Annotated in this window: 22 protein-coding genes; 16 read left to right on the top strand and 6 right to left on the bottom strand. The window is 73.2% G+C overall.

The features are described from left to right. Positions 1–64 precede the first annotated feature (64 nt). The 10 genes from ACFVYS_RS21060 to ACFVYS_RS21105 all read left to right on the top strand — a co-directional run bounded on the left by ACFVYS_RS21060 (position 65) and on the right by ACFVYS_RS21105 (position 9,408). The gene (locus ACFVYS_RS21060) at positions 65–298 is read left to right on the top strand and encodes a hypothetical protein (RefSeq protein WP_389504063.1); all 234 of its coding nucleotides are present in this window, start codon (positions 65–67) and stop codon (positions 296–298) included. Positions 299–507: 209 nt separating this feature from the next. Continuing rightward, positions 508–747 carry a hypothetical protein gene (locus tag ACFVYS_RS21065; RefSeq protein ID WP_365125757.1) on the top strand — a complete coding sequence of 80 codons (240 nt, stop codon included), beginning with the start codon at positions 508–510 and terminating at the stop codon, positions 745–747. Continuing rightward, a complete protein-coding gene (locus ACFVYS_RS21070) occupies positions 747–1,124 on the top strand; it encodes a fic family toxin-antitoxin system, toxin component (RefSeq protein WP_389504065.1) in 378 nt (125 codons plus the stop codon). The genes ACFVYS_RS21065 and ACFVYS_RS21070 overlap by 1 nt, the downstream gene beginning before the upstream one ends. Before the next feature lie 198 nt (positions 1,125–1,322). After that, positions 1,323–2,429 (top strand): NAD(P)/FAD-dependent oxidoreductase, encoded by a 1,107-nt coding sequence (locus tag ACFVYS_RS21075; RefSeq protein ID WP_389504066.1) that lies wholly within the window; start codon positions 1,323–1,325, stop codon positions 2,427–2,429. A 230-nt stretch (positions 2,430–2,659) separates the two neighbouring features. Then, positions 2,660–3,481, top strand: a complete 822-nt coding sequence (locus ACFVYS_RS21080) for an SAM-dependent methyltransferase (RefSeq protein WP_389504068.1) — start codon at positions 2,660–2,662, stop codon at positions 3,479–3,481. A 252-nt stretch (positions 3,482–3,733) separates the two neighbouring features. Next, positions 3,734–5,857 (top strand): SpoIIE family protein phosphatase, encoded by a 2,124-nt coding sequence (locus ACFVYS_RS21085; RefSeq protein ID WP_389504070.1) that lies wholly within the window; start codon positions 3,734–3,736, stop codon positions 5,855–5,857. Positions 5,858–5,946: 89 nt separating this feature from the next. Next, entirely contained in the window at positions 5,947–6,768 is an 822-nt protein-coding gene (locus ACFVYS_RS21090; RefSeq protein ID WP_389504072.1) for a restriction endonuclease, read from the top strand. Between the two features lie 129 nt (positions 6,769–6,897). Continuing rightward, positions 6,898–7,563 carry an alpha/beta hydrolase gene (locus ACFVYS_RS21095; RefSeq protein WP_389504101.1) on the top strand — a complete coding sequence of 222 codons (666 nt, stop codon included), beginning with the start codon at positions 6,898–6,900 and terminating at the stop codon, positions 7,561–7,563. Positions 7,564–7,785: 222 nt separating this feature from the next. Next, positions 7,786–8,025 (top strand): hypothetical protein, encoded by a 240-nt coding sequence (locus tag ACFVYS_RS21100; RefSeq protein WP_389504074.1) that lies wholly within the window; start codon positions 7,786–7,788, stop codon positions 8,023–8,025. Positions 8,026–8,178: 153 nt separating this feature from the next. After that, complete coding sequence (locus ACFVYS_RS21105) at positions 8,179–9,408, top strand: aminotransferase class V-fold PLP-dependent enzyme (RefSeq protein WP_389504076.1); 1,230 nt, start codon at positions 8,179–8,181, stop codon at positions 9,406–9,408. 19 nt (positions 9,409–9,427) lie between these two features. Here ACFVYS_RS21105 and ACFVYS_RS21110 read toward each other — a convergent pair whose 3' ends face one another. From ACFVYS_RS21110 to ACFVYS_RS21120, 3 genes are all read right to left on the bottom strand, one after another. Then, on the bottom strand, positions 9,428–10,327 hold the full coding sequence (locus ACFVYS_RS21110; protein ID WP_389504077.1) for an SDR family oxidoreductase: 900 nt from the start codon (positions 10,325–10,327) through the stop codon (positions 9,428–9,430). Between the two features lie 144 nt (positions 10,328–10,471). Next, entirely contained in the window at positions 10,472–12,103 is a 1,632-nt protein-coding gene (locus ACFVYS_RS21115) for a phytoene desaturase family protein (protein ID WP_389504079.1), read from the bottom strand. Next, complete coding sequence (locus ACFVYS_RS21120; RefSeq protein ID WP_389504080.1) at positions 12,096–12,605, bottom strand: SRPBCC family protein; 510 nt, start codon at positions 12,603–12,605, stop codon at positions 12,096–12,098. The genes ACFVYS_RS21115 and ACFVYS_RS21120 overlap by 8 nt, the downstream gene beginning before the upstream one ends. Positions 12,606–12,802: 197 nt before the next feature. Here ACFVYS_RS21120 and ACFVYS_RS21125 point away from each other — a divergent pair, with 197 nt between their 5' ends. Both ACFVYS_RS21125 and ACFVYS_RS21130 read left to right on the top strand, forming a co-directional pair. After that, complete coding sequence (locus ACFVYS_RS21125) at positions 12,803–13,402, top strand: hypothetical protein (RefSeq protein ID WP_389504082.1); 600 nt, start codon at positions 12,803–12,805, stop codon at positions 13,400–13,402. A 141-nt stretch (positions 13,403–13,543) separates the two neighbouring features. Beyond that, on the top strand, positions 13,544–13,687 hold the full coding sequence (locus ACFVYS_RS21130; RefSeq protein ID WP_171401420.1) for a hypothetical protein: 144 nt from the start codon (positions 13,544–13,546) through the stop codon (positions 13,685–13,687). A 281-nt stretch (positions 13,688–13,968) separates the two neighbouring features. On the opposite strand, the gene ACFVYS_RS21135 is transcribed toward ACFVYS_RS21130, so the two are convergent. Beyond that, a complete protein-coding gene (locus tag ACFVYS_RS21135; RefSeq protein WP_389504084.1) occupies positions 13,969–14,442 on the bottom strand; it encodes an MSMEG_6728 family protein in 474 nt (157 codons plus the stop codon). A gap of 85 nt (positions 14,443–14,527) precedes the next feature. Continuing rightward, a complete protein-coding gene (locus ACFVYS_RS21140) occupies positions 14,528–16,804 on the bottom strand; it encodes a catalase (protein WP_389504086.1) in 2,277 nt (758 codons plus the stop codon). A 258-nt stretch (positions 16,805–17,062) separates the two neighbouring features. Here ACFVYS_RS21140 and ppk2 point away from each other — a divergent pair, with 258 nt between their 5' ends. Then, positions 17,063–18,028 carry a polyphosphate kinase 2 gene (gene ppk2, locus ACFVYS_RS21145; RefSeq protein ID WP_389504088.1) on the top strand — a complete coding sequence of 322 codons (966 nt, stop codon included), beginning with the start codon at positions 17,063–17,065 and terminating at the stop codon, positions 18,026–18,028. Between the two features lie 69 nt (positions 18,029–18,097). Here the strand turns inward: ppk2 and ACFVYS_RS21150 are convergent, their stop codons facing one another. Beyond that, positions 18,098–18,544 (bottom strand): excalibur calcium-binding protein, encoded by a 447-nt coding sequence (locus ACFVYS_RS21150; RefSeq protein WP_389504090.1) that lies wholly within the window; start codon positions 18,542–18,544, stop codon positions 18,098–18,100. 231 nt (positions 18,545–18,775) lie between these two features. Between ACFVYS_RS21150 and mscL the strand changes: the two genes are divergently transcribed. The 3 genes from mscL (at position 18,776) to ACFVYS_RS21165 (ending at position 20,172) form a co-directional block, all read left to right on the top strand. Then, complete coding sequence (gene mscL, locus ACFVYS_RS21155) at positions 18,776–19,219, top strand: large conductance mechanosensitive channel protein MscL (RefSeq protein WP_389504103.1); 444 nt, start codon at positions 18,776–18,778, stop codon at positions 19,217–19,219. Between the two features lie 87 nt (positions 19,220–19,306). Then, a complete protein-coding gene (locus ACFVYS_RS21160) occupies positions 19,307–19,747 on the top strand; it encodes a phage holin family protein (protein WP_389504091.1) in 441 nt (146 codons plus the stop codon). Continuing rightward, positions 19,744–20,172 (top strand): DUF3618 domain-containing protein, encoded by a 429-nt coding sequence (locus ACFVYS_RS21165; RefSeq protein WP_389504093.1) that lies wholly within the window; start codon positions 19,744–19,746, stop codon positions 20,170–20,172. The genes ACFVYS_RS21160 and ACFVYS_RS21165 overlap by 4 nt, the downstream gene beginning before the upstream one ends. The last annotated feature ends 27 nt before the right edge of the window (positions 20,173–20,199 follow it).

Consider the following 20,199-nt stretch of genomic DNA (forward strand, 5'->3'; position numbering starts at 1 on the left):
ACCGGTGGGCGACCGGCAGGGCACGTCCGGCCGAGCGGCGCCCGCCCTACGCGTTCCACCCTGCGTGTCCGCCCAGCAGTTCTCCTTCTACCGTGACTTCACCCTCCGGGGCGATCTGGCCGACGCGGTCCGGCCCGAGGGGCGTCCGCAGCACTTCACCGCGCACGGCCTGGCCCTGGCCCCGTTCCACCTCGCGGACGACGCCGCCTGCCACGCCTACTTCAGGCGCGCCGAGCCGGTCGTCGTTTTCGGCGCCACCGACTCGGGGGTGGCGAACCGCGCCGGGGGGACGGCCTGACCTTCCTCGACGTCCTCTGGCAGCAGGCGCCGTTCGCGACCGCCGCCCGTTTCGTGGACGCGGTGCGTGCCCTGGCGGACGTCTGGCCGGCGGAGGGCCTGCTCACACGGTCCGAGCGGGACCGTGTCGTCGCGGCCGCGGGTGCGGCGAACCCGCGCCGCTGAAGAAGGGGGCTGCCGCAGCCTGGTAACAGCTGTTACCGTCTGCGTATGGCGAAGACACAGTTGGGCGCGCGCGTCGACGACGAGATCGCGGAGCTGGCCCGGGCCCGGGCCAAGGACCGGGGCCTGCCGCTCGGCGAGTACATCGCCGCCCTGGTCCGTGAGGACGCCGACGGGCTGCGGCAGCGCGGCCTGGACGCGGCACGGCGCTTCCTGGACGAGCACCAGGCCGTCTTCGACGAGGCCGAGGACGCCGACCGGCGCGTCCCGGGAGCGCACGCCGCCTGATGGAAGTCCACATCGATGTTCCCTGGATCCTCCAGGTCGCCGAGGTCGCCGGCGCGGCCGACCCCACCCCCGAGGACTACGGGGTGCCGGTGGCGGCGGTCGCCTGCCACCGCGCCGATCTGCTCGAGCAGCCCGTCTACGACGGGCCCTACGCCCGCGCCGCCGCCCTGGTGCACGTCCTCGGCCGCTGCCGCTGGCTCGAGCGGTCCAACATGGCCGTCGCCGCGGCGACGGGCGTGATGTACCTGGACGCCTCCGGCATCCCGGTCAAACCCACCCGCGAGGACGCGGTGGCCCTGCGCGACCTGCTGCGGGATCCCGCCTGCACCGCCGGAAGGATCGCCGCGCTGCTGCGCGCCTGGCCGCGAGCCACCTGAACCGTGCGCGCCTGCCGCGAGCCACCTGAACCGTTCGCGCCCGCACGGCCGCACGGCTTCACCGAACGTGCACACAGCTGCACACGCCTCCACCAGAACTTAAAACTTCAAGCGCTACGCTCGTCGGCAGTTCGAGTGGCCGAGGGAGCCCCCCCCCACGGCGCGGCCGCTCGCTTCCCCCCTGCACAGGAGACACGCGTGCGCGACGGCGACATAGTGGTGATCGGCGGAGGTTACGCGGGCATCCGGCTGGCGAAACGACTGGACGCGACGGCCCGGGTCACGCTGGTGGACCGCAAAGAGGTGTTCTTCCACCGCATCGCCTCGCTCCGCGCCGGTGTGCGCCCGGAGTGGTCGGTCACCCCCTTCATTCCGTACGACCGGTTGCTGCGCGACGGCCGGGTGGTCGTGGGCAAGGCGGTCCGCGTCGACACCGACGAACGGCAGGTCGTCCTGGCGACGGGCGAACGGCTTCCCTACGACGTCGTCGTGATCGCCACCGGCGCCGACTACCCCGAACCGGCCCGCTTCACCGGCACCACCACCGAGGAGACGATCAAGTCCTTCGCCGGCCACCAGCGCAAGGTCGCCGCCGCCGAACACGTTCTCGTCGTCGGCGGCGGGCCCTCCGGCGTCGAACTCAGCGCCGAGATACGCCTGGCCCGGCCGGACGCCCGGGTCACGCTCGCCCATGCGGGGCCGGCGCTGCTGAACTCCGCCGGCAGCCGGCGGGCCGGGCGCCGGGCGCTGGCCTGGCTGGAGTCCCACGACGTGGAGGTACGCCTCGACTCGTTCATGTCCCCCGGAAACGACTTCGGCACCTATCGCGACGCGCGCGGCAACATCATCGACGCGGACCTCTCCTTCTGGGCGACGGGCACCACACCCAACACGCTCTGGCTGCGCCTGGCCGGACACGGCGACTGGCTGAACGCGGCCGGGCACATCAAGGTCGACCGGAGGCTCAGGGTCGAGGGGCGCCCCGACGTGTTCGCGGTCGGTGACGTGAACGACGCCACCGAACTCAAGATCACCCCCGCCGCGCTGGCCCAGGCCGATCTCGCCGCGCACAACATCCGCGTCCACCTGAGGAGTTCCGGCCGGCACCGCAAGGAGCCCCGCCTCTACCGGCCGGTCCGGCGCACCCCGCTCATCGTGCCCTTCGGCCCCGCCGACGGGCTGACCGTGCTGCCCGTGCCGGGCGGCGAGAGTGCCGTACTGGGCGGTCGCACCTCGGTGCTCGCGAAGGCGAAGACCCTCATGACGCCGTACATGAGACGCCAACTCGGCTACAGCGCCGGCTGAACCACCCGCCCGCCGGTCCGCCGCGGACGTCCGCCGCCGTCGGTCTCCGTCGGCCATCGTCGATCACTCTGGGGAAACGGCTTACCGGGGCCGACGCGCCGCCCCGAGCTGCCGTATGGCCGAAACGGCATGGCGGCCGACAGTAAGCGCTCTCAACGTCCCTGCCCGGGAAGAAAGTTCGCCTACGTTGGTGCCCTGATCAACTACGTAGCCGTGCAGGAGGCCTTGCCGTGTCGGACCCGACTTCCCAGACCACCGCGACCGCCGGAACACCCGGCCGGATCGACACGTCCAAGCCGCACTCGGCCCGGTTCTGGAACTACTTCGTCGGCGGCAAGGACAACTACGAGGTCGACCGGGAGATCGGCGACCACATCAAGGAGATCTTCCCCGGCCTCGTCGACGTGGCGGTCGCCAGCCGGCACTTCCTGGGACGAGCGGTGCGGCACCTCGCCGAAGAGCGGGGCATCCGCCAGTTCCTGGACGTGGGTACCGGTCTGCCCACCGCCGACAACACCCACCAGGTGGCGCAGAGCGTGGCCCCGGACGCCAGGATCGTGTACGTCGACAACGACCCCGTGGTCCTGGCCCATGCCCACGCCCTGCTGACGAGCACAGCGGAAGGCAGGACCGCCTATCTGGACGCGGACCTGTACGACCCGGAAGCCGTGCTGGAAGCCGCCGCGGGAACGCTGGACCTCTCCCGGCCGGTCGCTCTGATGATCCTCAACACGCTCGGCCACGTCGGCGACTACGCGCAGGCACGCGACCTGGTCCGGCGGCTCATGGCCGGTCTCCCCTCGGGCAGCCACCTGGTGATCAGCGACAGCACGGCCACCAGCGAGGGCATGATCGCCGCGTCGGAGGCGTACAACGCGAGCGGCGCCGTGCCTTACCACGTCCGCGCCGTCGAGGAGATCGGCGGCCTCTTCGACGGGCTGGAGCTGGTGGAACCGGGGATCGTCCAGGTCACCAAGTGGCGTGCGCACCCCGACGATTCGGCCAACTTCACCGCCGTCGACGCCTATTGCGGTGTAGGACGCAAGCCGTAACCGCCCGCCCGGCCCCGGATCACCCGCCCCGGACACCGCCCCGGATCACCGGGGCCGGGCACCGCCCCGGATACCGGCCCCGCAGGCCTCCTGTCGACTGGTTCTGCGGGGAGACGGCTTCGTCGGGCGCGCCCCTTCTCCCCGGGAGTGCGCGCCCGCCGTCGCCTGGAGTGACCGCTACGGAAAGTGGGGCGCCCGGGCGGACCCTCTCCCGACGAGGCCTACGCGCCCGTACGGCGTAACGTCGTCCTTGTGGATCTGACGGCTGCCGGTCTCGTGTCCCGTGTCGTACGCGAGCTCGGTTCGCGAGCGGACGAGCTGATCGCCGAGGTGGAGCGTGGCCTGCGGCGGGAGCTTCCCGAGCTGTGGGACGACCCCGGCATCGCGTGGATGGTGGCGGAGAACGTCGCCGAGCACGTCGCCGCCGGGCTGTTCGGCCTCGAGCACGCCGTCGAACCGTCGCTGATCGAACCACCGCCGGCGGACCTGGACCGCGCGCGCCGGCTGGCCCGGCACGGCACCCCGCTCGGCACGATGCTGCGGGGCTTCCGGCTGGCGCAGTCCATCGTCCTCGACCGGCTGCTCGCGGAGATGCCCCGGTTCACCGACGACGCCGAGCTGGTCAGCGAAGCCGCACGGCACGTGATCGCGACGGCGGCCGCGTACGTGGACCGCACCTCGGAACAGGGCGTCCTTGCCTTCCAGGAGGAGCGGGACCGCCGGCTGCAGTGGCGGCTGTCGATGGTGAACGAGGCGGGCGTGCGCATCGGCACCACCCTGGACATCGCCCGCACCACGCAAGAACTGGCCGATCACGCCGTCGAGCGCTTCGCCGACCTCGTCACCGTCGACCTGCTCGACGCCGCCCTGCACAGCCACGAATTCTCGAACGAGGGCCCCCTCGTGCTGCGCCGGACCGCGCGGGCCTCGGTGACGGACGACGGTCCCGAACCGGGCCCCGCGACGCAGGAGCTGCACACCTGCCCGGACGGGTCGCCCGAGGCTCTCGCCCTGATCACCGGGCAGCCCGCCAAGCACCACGGCGACGCGGCCGCCCCGCGCGTCCACTCCACCCTCGTGGTGCCGCTGCGCGCCCGGGGCGCCACGCTGGGCGTCGCCCGGTTCTCCCGGCACCGCAACCCCGACCTCTACGACGACGAGGACCTGCTCCTCGCCCAGGAGATCGCCGCCCGGGCGGCCGTGGCCGTCGACAACGCCCGCCGCTACAGCTACGCCCGCGCCACCGCCCTCACCCTCCAGCGCAGCCTGCTCCCGCGCGGTGCGCCGCGGCAGTCCGCGGCCGAGGTCGCCTACCGCTACCTTCCCGCGGGCGACAAGGTCGGCGTCGGCGGCGACTGGTACGACGTCATCCCGCTGTCCGGCGCCCGGGTCGCCCTCGTGGTGGGCGACGTGGTCGGCCACGGCATCCACGCCGCCGCCACCATGGGCCGGCTGCGGACCGCCGTACGCACCCTCGCCGACATCGACCTGCCGCCCGACGAACTCCTCACCCACCTCGACGACATCGTTCTGCGCCTGTCCGGCGAAGCCTCCGACGACGTGGACGGCGAAGTCGCCGGAGACCTGGGCGCCACCTGCCTGTACGCCGTCTACGACCCCATCTCCCGACGCTTCACCCTGGCCCGCGCGGGACACGTGCCGCCCGCACTGGTGACCCCGGACGGAACGGCCGAGATCCTGGATCTGCCGCCCGGCCCGCCACTCGGCCTGGGCGGCGTGCCGTTCGAGGCGGCGGAGTTCGAACTCCCCGAAGGCAGCCTCCTCGCCCTCTTCACCGACGGGCTGGTCGAGTCCCGCGACCACGATGTCGACGCCGGTCTCACCAGGCTGCGCCAGGCCCTCGTCCAGCCGGCTCCCTCGCTGGAGGAGATCTGCGACCACGTCATCGAGGCCCTGCTGCCGACCCGGCCGGACGACGACGTCGCCCTGCTCCTGGCCCGCACCCACGCCCTGGGCGCCTCCCAGGTCGCCACCTGGGACCTGGCCGCCGAACCCGCCGCCGTCGCCCGGGCCCGCGCGGACGTCTCCCGGCAGCTGAGCGAATGGGGCCTGGAGGAACTCGGCTTCACCGCCGAGCTGGTCGTCAGTGAACTGGTCACCAACGCCATCCGCTACGGCCAACCTCCCATCCGGCTGCGCCTGATCCACGACCGCACCCTGCTGTGCGAGGTCTCCGACGGCAGCAGCACCACCCCTCACCTGCGCCGGGCCCGTGTCTTCGACGAAGGCGGCCGAGGCCTGCTCCTGGTCGCGCAGCTCGCCGAACGCTGGGGAACCCGCCACGCCCGCCGCGGCAAGACGGTCTGGGCCGAACTGAGCGACTCCGCCGAACTCCCCCTGCTCGCCTTCGCCTAGGGCGGACACCGACTCCTCAGGCGATAGATCGTCCGGGCCTGGGCACACGGTTGATGATCTTCGTTGACGTACCGGGAGGACGCACCGCCATGGCCGTACCGCCGCACGTTCCGCAGCCCGCGCGCAGTCCGCGGCGGTTCGAACTGCGTTCCACGGCCGTGTACTTCGTGTTGCTCGCTCTTCTGCTGACCCTGCTGGGCACGGTCGCCCGCACCGCCACGGCCGCGGCGGAGCACCGCCCCGGCTGGGCTGTCGCGATCGTGTTCGTCGGTGCCGCTGCCGTCCTCGCCGGCTGGCGCGGGCAGCGCCGGTTCTCGGCGGCGAGGCTCGCGCGTCGCGCCGCGAAGTCCCTGGAGGCAGCCACGGAGACGGTGGTCGAGACCCTGGAGGCCACGCCTGCCGTCGTTCCCGCGGGCCCGGCCGGTGGGGGACCCGATGTGGCGCGGACGATCCCGCTCGACCAGCCCCTCGACGACCTGACGGCCGTCACCGAGGAGATCCGCTACGCGGAGGTGGACCCCTACGAGCTGGACCCCTACGAGTTCGAGGAGGCGATAGCCGAGCTGTGCCGGCGCGACGGCTGCACCGAGGTGGAGGTCGTCGGCGGGGCCGGCGACCTGGGCGCCGACGTCGTCGCGAGGACACCGGACGGGCGCGTGCTCGTCATCCAGTGCAAGCGGTACAGCGACACCAACCGTGTCGGTTCCCAGGACATGCAGCGCTTCGGCGGGACGTGCTTCCCCGTGCACGGGGCCGAGGTCGCGGCCGTCGTCACCACCGGCGACTTCACCGCACCCGCCGTCGAGTACGCGAGCCGATGCGGCATCGTGTGCGTGGACGGCGAGGACCTTCAACTGTGGCAGGACGCGGCGGGCCCGAGGCCGTGGGAGCCGGAGTTCGTGGTGGGCTGAACCGGTGACCGTCGAGAAGATCCGGATGTGCGGCGAGAGGGGCGGCGGGCAGTGCGCGAAGAAACGGGCGAAGGGGCGGTCGGGGAAGCGGCCGGAGACGGGGGAGGCGCCGCGGGGAGCACCTCCGCGTTGGTGGTGCGGCAGCGGCCGGACGGCGCCCCGGGCGCCGCGGTCGTGGTCCTGCACGGCGGCCGGGAACACAGCCGGGAGGCATCCCGAGGATGGCACCTGGCCGCCCTGCGCATGCGTCCCGTCCTGCGGGCGGCCGTGGCCGCGACGGACCGTCAGGACGTGCTGGTCGGCGAGGTGCGCTACCGCTACCGGGGCTGGAACGCGACCGCCGATCCCGTGCACGACACCGCACGGGCCCTCGGCGAACTGCGCCGGACGGTCGGCGAGGTGCCCGTGACCCTGGTGGGCCACTCGATGGGCGGCCGGGCGGCCCTGCGGGCGGCGGCCGATCCCGCGGTGCGCGGTGTCCTCGCACTGGCGCCGTGGTGCCCGCCCGGCGAACCCGTCGACCATCTCGGCGGGAAGCGGATCGTCGTACTGCACGGAGACCGTGACCGGGTGACCGATCCGGGGGAGTCCGCGGAGTACGTCCGGCGGGCCCGGCGGGCGGCGGCGCAGGCGGGCATCGTCCTCGTCCGCCGCGGCGACCACGCCATGCTCCGGCGGTGCGCCGACTGGCATCGCGCCACCGCCGCGATCGTCGCCCAACTCCTGCGACCTGAGCCGGACATCGAGGGTCTCGCCGCCGAGGCCTGCGCGGCGGACGGCCCCCTGGCGTGGTGACAGCGGGCGGAGCGCACGCCGCCGGCGAGGGGCCGCGCCGAGGGCGGCCGGAGCCCGACCGGGGCACCTCCGCGCGGCCCACCGCGACCGTTCCCGGCCCCCCGTGGTCACCCGCACCCAGGCCATCGGGGACAATACGATGACGTCACCACGGTCGGTTCGGCTGTCGAACCGTCAGGAGACGTCGCAAAAACGCCGGTTCGCTCCGTCGGATCGTCGGCCGTGTCCGAAGCAAGTCCTGCCGTGTCGGCCCGCCCGACCGTCCACGAAAGCAGAGCCCCCTCGGTGATCCCCGTCTTCGACGACACCCCGATCTACCACCGCCTCATCATCGAACGGGGCGACGTGCCCGCTCAGGTGAAAGGCGAGGCCGAACGCATCAAGCGAGACCTGGACCGGGTCATGAGCGCCCCGTCCTCCTTCACCCCCGGCCTGCCCGCGCAGCGGTCCTTCTTCGGCTGAGGTCCCGAGGCTCGGGGGTCTGGGGCTCGGGGGTCTGGGGTTCCCGGGGTCTGAGGTCCCGAGGACGCGCGCCCGGGGTCCCCGTCCGCCTGGGTATCGTGGGCCCGCCCGGCACCGGCAGGGCACCCGACCAGGGACGATCCGAGGAGATCCGTGAACGAGGGCGAAGTCGTCACCGTGCCCCGGCCGTTGACGCTGCCCGACGGGCGGCCCGCGCTGGCGGCCTGGACGCTCGACCCGGACCTGCGGCATCTCAACCACGGCTCGTTCGGCGCCGTCCCGCGAGTGGCGCAGGAGCGGCAGAACGCCCTGCGGGCGGAGATGGAACGCGCCCCGGTCGCGTGGTTCCCGTCGCTGCCCGGCCGGATCGCAGCGGCCCGTGCGGCCGTGGCCGGTCGCCTGCGGACCGACGCGAAGGACCTGGCGCTCGTGCCGAACGCCAGCGCGGGGGCCAGCGTCGTCTACACCGCCCTGGCCGCCCGGCCCGGCGGGGACATCGTGGTCACCGACCACGGCTACGGAGCCGTCACCATGGGCGCGGAGCGGCTGGCCCGTCGTTGGGGGACCGGCGTACGCACGGCCCGGGTGCCCCTGGCGGCCGATGCCGAGCAGGCGTACCGAGCGGTGATGGCGCAGGTGGACGACGGCGTCGCCCTGATCGTCCTGGACCAGATCACCTCCGCGACGGCCCGGCTGATGCCGGTCGAACGCGTCGGGACCGAAGCCGCGCGACGCGGGATCACCCTGCTCGTCGACGGCGCGCACGCCCCCGGTCTGCTGGCCGCGCCCCTGGACGGCCTGGTCTGCGACGCCTGGGTCGGCAACCTTCACAAATGGGGCTGTGCCCCGCGCGGCACGGCGGCGCTCGTCGCCCACGGCCCGCTGCGGGCGGACCTGCACCCGCTGATCGACTCATGGGGCGCGGCCGAACCCTTCCCGGACCGCTTCGACCACCAGGGCACGCTCGACGCCACCGGCTTCCTGGCCGCGCCCGCCGCACTGGACTTCATCGACGACACCTGGGGCTGGGACACGGCCCGCCGCTACATGGACGAACTGGCGGACCACGGCGCCCGTGTCGTCGCGGAGGCCTTCGCCCGGACCGGGACCCCGGCCGACCCCGTCGACGTCGGTATGCCCGTCCCCGGGATGCGGCTGGTCCGCCTGCCCGAGGGCCTGGGCACGAGCCGGGTCGCGGCGGACGCCCTGCGCGACCGTGCGACCGCCGAACTGGGCGTGGAGGCCGCGTTCACCAGCTTCGACGGACTCGGCTACCTCCGGCTGTCCGCCCATGTCTACAACACCCCCGACGACTACGGGTACTTCGCCGAGAGATGTGTGCCCGTCGTCGAGGAATGGGCCCGCGAGGCAAGGGAGTCGTAAGCCCCGGCGCTCACCGTGCTCACTGCCCGTCGGGCGCGTGCCGCCGCTGTGCCGCCGCCGCTTCGTCGGCTCGGCCACCGGCGCCCAGCGGCCCGGTGGGACGCAACGCTTCCGAGGCCTCCAGGCGGGGCAGCACGCGGCGGGCGCGGCGTAGGACCAGGGCCGGCAGCGCGGCCCTGGTCACCTGGACGAGGCGCAGCGAGGCCGGGACGTAGACGGCGGTGCGCCGGCGTTCCACGGCCGTGGCGAGGCGCGTCGCGACGAACTCCGGCGGGAACACGCGTCGGGCGGGCGGCGGCATGTTGGCGCGCAGCTCACGCAGCACCGCATGCCGGTCCGCGTCGCGGATCATGTCGGTGTCGGTCCAGTTCAGATAGGCGATGCCGACCGCCACGCCCTGGTGGGCCGTCTCGGCCCGCAGCGCGTGCGCGAAGGCCTCCACGCCGGCCTTCGAGGCGCAGTAGGCACTCATCAGGGGAGCGGCCCCGATCGAGGCAAGCGAGGCGATCTGGAGGTAGTAGCCCGCCGTCTCCACCAGGTCGGGCAGGAAGGCGCGTGCCGTCAGGGCGCTGCCCGTGACGTTGACGTCGATCACCCGCCGCCAGGAGGCCATGTCCGCCGAGGCGAACGGGCCGCCCTCCGCGATGCCCGCGTTCGCGACGACCACCGAGGGCGGCCCCAGCCGCGAACGGACGACCTCGGCCGCCCGCTCCAGCGCCTCGCCGTCGGTGACGTCGGCCTCGACGGCCAGCGCGGGAGTGGGCAGCGACGCGGCCACGGACCGCAGTGCCGCCCCCTCGTGGCCGATCAGCGCCAGGCGCGCTCCGCGCCGTGCGAGCTCCCGAGCCAGCGCCGCTCCCACCCCGCGGGCGGCTCCCGTGACCACGGCGGTGCGGTCTTCGAGGGGACTGTCGTGCACGGCGTGCTCCGTTCCTCGGGTTCTCGGCTCCTCGGGACGTCGGCTCTTCGGGTCGTCGGCTTTTCGATTCCTCGGGTCGTCGGCTCTCGGTTCCCGGGGTCCTCGGTCCTCGGGCTCTCGGTGGTCCGGCGGGAGCGGTGCCGGTCAGCCGGCGGTGGGCTTCTTCGCGCCGGTGCGGTCCCGGCGGGCGAGCGCCCGCTGTACGAACGTCCCGCCGGGCGGGCGGTGCCGGCGCAGCGCGGCACGGGCGGCGTTGGCGCCCGGCGCGCCGTGGACACCACCGCCGGGATGGGCGCCGGCGGAGGCCAGGAACAGCCCGCGCACCGGGGTCTCCGGGCGCCCGCTGCCGGGCAGCGGCCGGAAGAGGAGCTGCTGGTGCAGCGCGGTCGTACCGCCGTTGATCGCGCCGCCGTGCAGATTGGCGTCGAGGGACTGGAGCGTGGGCGGGGCGAGGATGCGGCGGGCGCGGATGAGGGACCGGAAGCCGGGCGCGAACCGCTCGACCTGTTGTTCGACCCGGTCGGCCATCAGCTCCTGCTCGCTCGCGTCCCAGGCGCCCGTGAGCCCCTCGTCGCCGGCGTCGCCCTCGACCAGCTGCGGCACATGGGTGTAGGCCCAGGCCGACTCGGTGCCGGCGGGGGAGCGCCCGGGGTCGGAGGTCGTCATCTGGCCGAACAGGGCGAAGGGCCGGTCGGGAACCTGACGCATGGCGAGCTGGGCGGCGAACCGGGTGAGCTCGTGCAGGCCGTCGGCCAGGTGCACGGTCCCGGCCCGACGCGCCGCCTCGGCCTGCCAGGGCACCGGCCCGTTCAGCGCCCAGTCGACCTTGAAGGTCGCGAAGTCCCACTGGAAACGCTCGAGGTCGGCCAGCAGCTGGGACGGCAGGTGCTCCGGCTCGACCAGTGCGCCGTACAGCGCGGGGACGGAGACGTCGGCCAGCACCGCGCGGCCTGCGGCGACCTGCTCCCCGTCGGTGGTGCGCACCCCCACCGCGCGCCCGTCCCGGACGACGATCCGGCTGACTCGCTGCCCGCAGCGCAGTACGCCGCCGTGGGCGCGCAGCCGCCTGACCAGGGCCTCGGTGAGGGCGCCGGAGCCGCCGGCCGGCACCGGAAAGCCGTAGGACTGGCCGAGCATGGCCATCAGCCAGCCGAACCCGCCGCTGCCCGCGGCCTCCGGAGCGAGATCGGCGTGCAGGGCGTTGCCGGCCAGGAGCAGCCGGCCGCCCTCGCCCCCGAACTCCTCCTCGCCCAGCCGCCGCACCGGCAGGGCCAGCGTCCTGGCCAGTCGCAGACCGCCCGCGGCGCGCAGCTTGGCCGCCAGCCTGGCCGTGGCCCGCACCGGCGGGAACGGGGTGAACAGCGCGTCGAGGATGTCCGGGCGGAGCTGTTCCCACACCTCGTGCAGGCGACGCCAGGCGGCTCCGTCCCCGGCGTGGAAGGCGTCGAGGGAGCGGGCGGTGACGTCGACCCTGCGGTCGAGGACCGCACAGGTGCCGTCGGTGAGGGGATGGGCCACGACGCTGGGCGCATGGTTCCAGCGCAGACCGTGCTCGTGCAGTCGCAGCCTGGTCAGGACGGGTGAGGCGGCGGCCAGCGGGTAGAAGGAGCTGAAGAGGTCGCTGACGAACTCGGGGTCCACCGACCGGTCGTGCCGCACCGCGCCGCCGGGCTCCGGCTGCTCCTCGAGGACCTCCACGCTCCAGCCCGCGTCGGCCAGCAGGTTCGCCGCCACCAGCCCGTTGGGTCCGGCGCCGATCACCACCGCGTCAGGCATCGGCGCCTCCCGCGGCGTGCGGTCGCGCCCCGGTGGGCGCCCTCCGCCCGCCGTCGGGGACTCCGCCGCGGGCGTCGGCCTCGCACACCTTGGCCAGCCGGCCGAGGAGGGCCCGGTGGCGGAGCTGGGTCACCACCTCCACGCCGGCGTTGTGCAACAGCCCGCCGACGCCCTGCAGCGGATGTTCGTCCAGGATCACCAGACAGTGGGGGCCCCACGGCCGCAGCTCGAACGCGATCCGCGCCGTGCCCAGCACGCCCGCCCGCGCCTCCAGCTCCAGCACGTCCGGTTCCCTGCAGCGCCGGACGACCGTCTCGTTGGCCAGGGTGACGGGCCCCACCCGGATCTCGTAGGCGATCTTGGCGTCCACGCGTGGCCACTCGCCCGTCTTCTCCTGGGTCGACGACGTGCCCACCACCCACTCCGCGTAGCGGTCACCGTCGGCGAGAACGTCCCACACCGTCTGAGGACTCGCCTTGACCAGCCGATGCCGTACCGCCACCGTGCACCTCCCGCAGTCGCTGACACGTGGCTCGCCGAGTGCCCGTATCGCTGGAGGTCAACCGCCGGCGGCGCGGGATGCGGCGCCGGTGAACCCGCCCGTTGTCAGTGCCGTCATGAAGGATGCCCCACATGAGATCAACTTCGGCTCAACCGGGTAGTCGGTCTCATGTCCCCGCCGAGGAAAGGTCACCGATCATGCCGCCCACCGCCCTCCAGCCGCAGCTCCTCGACGTACGTTCCGGCGCTCACCCCTGGCAGCGTCGGAGCGCGGAGGGGTCCGGCGCGGCGGGCACGGTCGGCACGGCGGGCGGCGTGCCGCGGCAGCGCGGCCCGCTCCCGATCGGCCGCGAGGAGAAGGCGCGTCCGGCGACCCGTCCGGCACCGGCCCCGGCCCCGCGACCGGCCCGCACGGGCGACGGCGGTGCGGTCCGGAACGGGCGGCCGGCCCAGCCGCCCCGCCCCGGCGTGTCGCCGGGCCGCGCCGGGGCCGACGTGCTGCGCATCCTCTCCGACCCACGGACACCCGTGTTCGTCACCGAGCACGCCGGCGGACGCCGTGTGTACGGCTACTGGCGGCCGCTGGACGCCGACAGCGGCCGGGGTGGCTGCTATGTCGCGCTGTCCGCCACCGAGTGTGACGAGCTGTACGCGGCCGGCCGGATCACGGTGGGCGAGCCCGTCACGGACCCGACGAAGACCACCTACCGGGTCCGCGCCGCCCGCACCCGGCCCGCGGGCGCCCGCCTCGCGGCCGCGCCGGTGCGGACGGCGGCGGCCAGGGGGCGCGCGGCGTGAGCGGGCGACGGCGGGCGGCGGGGGAGCGGCGTGTTGGTCCGGCTGCCCCCGAACACCCCGTCCGACGGGCCTGATCGGCGTGTTCGGGGGTAGCCGGACGACCGCAAGAGGAGTACGACGACAGACAAGGGGAGGACAGAGATGAGCGTCATCCAGCGCATCAAGGAGTTCGCCAGGAGCCCGCAGGGCCGGCGCACGATGGAGCAGGCACGGCGTGCGGCGGCCGATCCGCGCCGTCGGGCCCAGGCGCGTGGCCTGCTGGCCCGCCTGCGGACACGGCGCTGACGCCGACGGTGCCTCCAGTCGCCCTGTTCAACCTGGCCGACGCGCCGGCCCCGGTCAGCGCCGACTGGACGGCGCTCGGCTTCCCGGCAAGGCGGCCGTCCGTGACCTGTGGTACCGCACCCGGGCCCTCCGACCTCCGGAGCCGCCATGAACCCCCGCCCGACGGACCCCGACAGACGCACCCTCCTCGCCGCCGGTCTGAGAAGGGGATGCGGGCGATGGCCGGCGCGGTGGACCTCACGGCGCTCGACTGCACCTGACGACGGGCCGTGGCGAGGGGCTCACCCCTCGCGCGGCGCGGCCCGGTCCGACGCCGGCCAGACGTACGGCAGATCGTCGGGCACGCCGGGGAACAGTGCCGCGTAGAACTCGGGATCCTTGCGCACGAGCGCCGACCGGTGACTGCGGTGGAAGGCGGGATCGCCGAGCCACGGCGGCAGTTCCCCCGCCTCGGCGAGCCGCTCCTGGGTGCGGACCCCGGCCGGCGGCCCGTCGAAGCCGGCCACCAGCGAGGCGGCGCAGGTGTCCGCACGTCCGGTCGCCGTCCACACCCCGCAGACGTCCAGGCCGTAGCGCACCAGCGCCTCCTCGTACCCGGTCCACATGCGCACCGCCGGGTGGTGGCGCCATCCGTAGCCGGGAACCGTCAGACCCCGCAGCACCTGAAGCGCCTCGACGCGCTGCTTGCCCAGCCGGCGCGCGTCCAGGGCGGCCGCCGACTCGGTGAAGTCCGGGTACGGCAGAAACGTCTGCATGGTCCAACCCCCGTATGCCGGAAGCGTTTCCACCACGCGGCCGGGGCGGCACGCCGATCGACGGCTGCTGCCCCGGCCGGACTGCTCAGGCCGCGGTGAACCTGTCCCAGGCACGGTGCCCGCCCAGCAGGGGGACGAGCTGTTCCAGGGCGGCCGTACCGGTGTCACCGACCACCACGCCAGGTGCCCCGGTGGGTACCCCGGCCCCTTCGAGGACGGCTTCGCCGCCCGCCCAGGCGCCCACGGCCTTGCCGTGCCGGAAGGCCTCGGTCACCAGCAGGGTGACTCGGGGATCGCCCGTCAGCTGCTGTGCGGCGGCGGGGAACGCCTTGGCGTCGCGGGCGCCGTACGCGTCGCTGCCGACCCCGGGCAGACCGGCCAGCAGTACCGCGTCGAACTCGACGGACCGCGCGGTGGCGTAGGTGCGCTGCACGGTCACCGCGCCCTCACCGGAGCCGAGGACGCCGCCCGCCTGGGCGACGACCAGCGGGACCATGCCGCCCTCGACGACCGCCTCGCGCACGGCGCGTACGCCGTCCAAGTCGCCGTCCGGGCCGACGACGATGCCGATGACGCGGCCGTCCGTCGGCCAGGTGCGGCCGAGCTGCGACAGCGCCGGGCTGGGCTGGACGTCGGCCAGCGGCACGGTGGGTGCGGGCGCCGGCAGCCCGAGGCCCGTCGCCACCTCACCGCACAGCTCCGGGTCGATGTTGGCCAGGACCTGCAAGGCCCGCTCCCGGATGGCCTGTTCGTAGCACTTGCCGAGTTCGAAGGTGTACGCGCCGATGATGTGCTCGCGCTCCAGCGGGGACATGCTCAGCCAGAACCTGCGGGGCTGGCTGAAGTGGTCCGCGAACGACTCGGGCGCCTCGCGGACCTTGGTGCTCTCCGGCACACGGACCGGAGCCTCGATGAACGCCCCGGTGTCCGCCCCGGCGAGGAACGGGCAGCCGCCGTCGAGCGAGTTGGGCCGGTAGGGGGCGACCCCCCGGTGCACGGCCGTCTGGTGAAGGCCGTCGCGCAGCATGTCGTTGACCGGCGCGTGCGGACGGTTGATGGGCAGCTGCGGGAAGTTGGGGCCGCCCAGGCGCGTGATCTGGGTGTCCAGGTAGGAGAACAGCCGGCCCGCGAGCAGCGGGTCGTCGGTGATGTCGACGCCCGGCACGAGATGGCCGACGTGGAAGGCGACCTGCTCGGTCTCGGCGAAGAAGTTCGACGGGTTGCGGTCGAGGGTCAGCAGCCCGACCGGCTGGACGGGCGCGAGTTCCTCGGGCACGAGGTTCGTCGGGTCCAGCAGGTCGATGCCCTCGAACATCTGGTCCGGGGTGTCGGGGAACGTCTGGATGCCCAGCTCCCACTGCGGGTACGCGCCCGCCTCGATGGCGTCCGCGAGGTCGCGCCGGTGGAAGTCGGGGTCGACGCCGTTGATGATCTGCGCCTCCTCCCAGACCAGCGAGTGCACGCCGAGTTTGGGCTTCCAGTGGAACTTGACCAGCGTGGTCGCACCCTCGGCGTTGACCAGGCGGAACGTGTGGACGCCGAAGCCCTCCATGGTCCGGTAGGAGCGTGGGATGCCCCGGTCGGACATGTTCCACAGCGTGTGGTGGGTGGCCTCGGTGTGCAGGGTGACGAAGTCCCAGAAGGTGTCGTGCGCGCTCTGCGCCTGCGGGATCTCCCGGTCCGGGTGCGGCTTGCCGGCGTGGATGATGTCGGGGAACTTGATCGCGTCCTGGATGAAGAAGACCGGCATGTTGTTCCCGACCAGGTCGAAGACGCCCTCGCTGGTGTAGAACTTCGTCGCGAATCCCCGGGTGTCCCGTACGGTGTCGGACGATCCCCGGGAACCCAGCACCGTGGAGAAGCGCACGAACACCGGCGTCTCCTCGTCCTCGGCGAGGAAAGCCGCCTTCGTCACGGAGGCCGCCGTGCCGTAACTCTGGAACGTGCCGTGCGCCGCGGCGCCCCGGGCGTGGACCACGCGCTCCGGGATGCGCTCGTGGTCGAAATGCATGATCTTCTCGCGCAGATGGTGGTCCTGGAGCAGCACGGGCCCTCGGGGCCCCGCCTTGAGCGAGTGGTCGGTGTCGGGGAGCCGGGTGCCCTGGGCGTTCGTCAGGTAGCGGCCGGACTGCGCCATGCGGGCCTGGTCGGCGCCCGTCGGCTGCCCGGTCGGTGACACGGTGTCGGGACCGCTCTGGTCCGCCTTGGGCGGCAGCGGGTCGCGGGGTTCCGTCGGCTCGGCGAGTGACGGGGACTCGGGCGCGGGCTTGCCGGGAATGCCCTCCTCCGGCGCCCCGCCGTCGCCCTGGAGGCTGTCGGTGATCTTCTGGGCCGCCCGCTTGATGGGGTTGGTCTCGCTCATGGGGTGACAGTCCTCCGATGTGTAGCGAAAATGTATAAAAAGGACATTTGGCGTATCACGCTCTCACGACCCGGAGGGCCGCGCACCAGGCGCGCACCGTTGGGGTGAACTCCCCTGCACCGGGCTCCGTCGACCGTCGGGGTTTCCGCGCAGGGCCGGGCCAAACGGCTTTCCGGCAGGTCAACGCGTTTGGGGTGGTCACCGGTACGGAACCCGGCCGCAGACGCGAGCGACGCATTCCGAGGAGGCGCGGAACCGATGGATCGTGAAGAGGTGGAGGCCCGGTTGCTCGACGGGCTGACGGTGGACGACCGCAGACCGGAACAGCCGGTGCTGCTCGACGGCGCGAGTCAGCCGATCACGACGTGGCGGGAGAACTACCCCTACGACCGCAAGGTGAGCCGCAGGGAGTACGAGCGCACCAAGCGCGTCCTCCAGATCGAGATGCTCAAACTCCAGCGCTGGGTCAATGACACCGGCGCCCGTCTGATCGTGATCTGCGAGGGGCGCGACGCGGCGGGCAAGGGCGGCACCATCCAGCGCTTCACCGAACGCCTCAATCCCCGCGGCGCGAAGATCGTGGCGCTGGGCAAGCCCACCGAACAGGAGAAGGGCCAGTGGTACTTCCAGCGGTACGTCGACCATCTGCCCGGGCCGGGTGAGATCGTCTTCTTCGACCGCTCCTGGTACAACCGGGCGGGCGTCGAGCGGGTCATGGGCTTCTGCACGCAACAGCAATACGACCTGTTCCTCAAGCAGTGCCCGCTCTTCGAGGAGATGCTGGTCGAGGACGGCGTCATCCTGGTGAAGTTCTGGTTCTCCGTCTCGCGGACCGAACAGCGGACGCGGTTCGCGATCCGCCAGGTCGACCCGGTACGCCAGTGGAAGCTCTCACCCACCGACGTGGACTCCCTCGACCGCTGGGACGAGTACACCACCGCCAAGGTCGAGATGTTCCGCGTCACCGACACCGCGCACGCCCCCTGGACGGTCGTCAAGAGCAACGACAAACGCCGGGGCCGCATCGAAGCGATGCGCAGTCTGCTGCACCGCGTCGACTACACGGCCAAGGACGCCGAGGCGGTCGGCAGTCCGGATCCACTGGTCGTCGGTGCCGCGGCCACCCTCCTGGAGCCGGGCGAAGAGGACACCGTCCTGTCACCGACTCCGCTGGCCGACCGGACCGAGGGCCCCGGACGGCATCCCGGCGACGCGGCCTCCTGAAACGCGGTGCGGGTCGGTCCGCACGGGGCGCCCGCACCGCGCTTCTGTCGAGGCACTTCCCGGGGCCGGTCAGACGCGGCGTCGGCGCCGCCGCACGCAAGCGGCGCCGGCCAGCAGGCCCGCCGCCGTCAGGCCGGCGCCGATGCCGATGTCCCGGCCGGACGGTCCTGCGGTCACGGCGCCGCCGACGCCGCCGCGCACACCGAGGCTGGGCAGCGCCGCGGGGCTGATCGTCACCGGCGCGGAGCCGGTCGGGACCGGCGCGGGAATGCTCGTGGCGGGTACGAGGGTGGGCAGCGGCCGGCGCGGGAGGACCTCGCAGGCGACGCCGTCGTCCGTTCCCTGGTCCTCGTCGAGGCGGTTGGGGTCGCTGATGTCCCGGTCGAACTCCGCCTGGGCGTCCTCCTGGAAGGTGAAGTCGCGGCAGTCGAGGTCCTGGGCGTGGGCGACTCCGGACAGCGGAGCGAAAGTCATGATCGTCGCGGCTATGCCCGCGACGACGGTGCGATGGGGCATGGGTGTCTCCTCCTGGCCGGGGGCCGTCGCTCCGACGCTAGGCAACGACCGACGCCTTCGCGCGAGGCGGGCGGCCATCCGGGTGGAGCCGCCCCGATCCGCGGGTCGGCGGGCGGTGGTGTGACCGGCGCCGGCGCGGCAAGACGCACTCCGACCGCCGCGACCGCCGCGGCCGGAGGAAGCCGCGAACGGCCGGGCGAGGCCGAGGAGAGGGAGGGGACCGTGAGGGATCTGCTGGGAGGGTTCCGCAGTTTCATACTGCGCGGGAACGTGGTCGACCTGGCCGTGGGCATCGTGATCGGGGCGGCCTTCACCGCACTCGTCAACGGCTTCGTGAAAGCGTTCCTGACCCCGATCGTGGGCTTCGCGACCGGCGCGACGGGCGACTACAGCCGCAGGACCTTCACCCTCGGCGGGACGGTCTTCCCGTACGGAAGTTTCGTGAACGCCGGCATCGGGTTTCTGCTGATCGCCTGCGTTCTGTACTTCCTCGTGGTCCTGCCGGTCAACAAGCTGCACGAACGTTTCGCCCCGCACCAGGACATCCAGGCGGACAAGCGGGACTGTCCCGAGTGCCTCAATCCCGTGCCCGCCCAGGCGCGCCGCTGCGGGTTCTGCACCAGCGACCTGGTGCCCCTTCCCGACACGGCCGGCGCGGGCGAGACGCGGGCGTAGGCGTGACTCGTCCCGTTCCGCGCAGGGATGTCTTCCCCGCCCGTCACCGGGTACCCGGTGCGGCACCGAGAGAAAGGGGTGAAGGCGATGGCTGAAGCAGGACGGTACGGCACGGACGGTGAACGCGGCGCGCGGACCGCCGACGGCGGCGAGTCGGTCGGCGACCTGGTGCAACGCGCTTCGCAGCAGCTGACCGAACTGGTGCGCGGCGAAATGCAGCTCGCACGGGCGGAAATGGTCGAGAAGGGCAAACGCTACGGCAAGGGCGGTGGGCTGTTCGGCGGGGCCGGACTCTTCGGCTTCCTCACCCTTCAGGCGCTGATCGCCACCGCGATCGCCGCGATCGCGGTGCCGCTCCCGGTGTGGGCCGCGGCCCTGATCGTCACGGCCGTCCTGGCGGTGATCACCGCCGTGCTGGCCCTGACCGGCAAGAAGCAGGTCGGCGCGGCCGCCCCACCGGTGCCCGAGCGGACCGTCGACAGCGTGAAAGCCGATGTGTCGGAGATCAAGGAGAGTGCACGACGATGACCCAGCCACCCCATGACGAGCCCACCGCCGACGGTCCCGAGGACCTGCGCCGACAGGTCGAACAGACCCGCCACGAACTCGGCGAGACGGTCGAGGCGCTGGCCGCGAAGACCGACGTCAAGGCTCGCGCGCAGGAGAAGGCGACCGCGCTCAAGGAACAGGCCGGCAGCACGGCGGCGCAGCTGTCCGAGCAGGCCAGGGCGAAGGCGGCCGGGGCGGCCCACCTCCTGGAGGAGAAGGTCCCGGCCCCGGTCAAGGACACGGCCGCCGCGGCCGCCGTCCAGGTCAGGGCCAAGGCCGGGCAGGCCGAGCAGCTGTGGCAGGACAAGGCACCCCGACAGGTGCGTGACCACCGCGGTGCCCTCATCGGCGCCGCCGTGGCGCTGACCGTCGCCTATCTGCTGCTGCGCCGCGGCAGGAAGTAGCCGACGGCGGGACGGGCGCCGCCGGCC

Source organism: Streptomyces sp. NPDC058295 (assembly GCF_042880655.1).
Classification (GTDB): domain Bacteria; phylum Actinomycetota; class Actinomycetes; order Streptomycetales; family Streptomycetaceae; genus Streptomyces; species Streptomyces coriariae.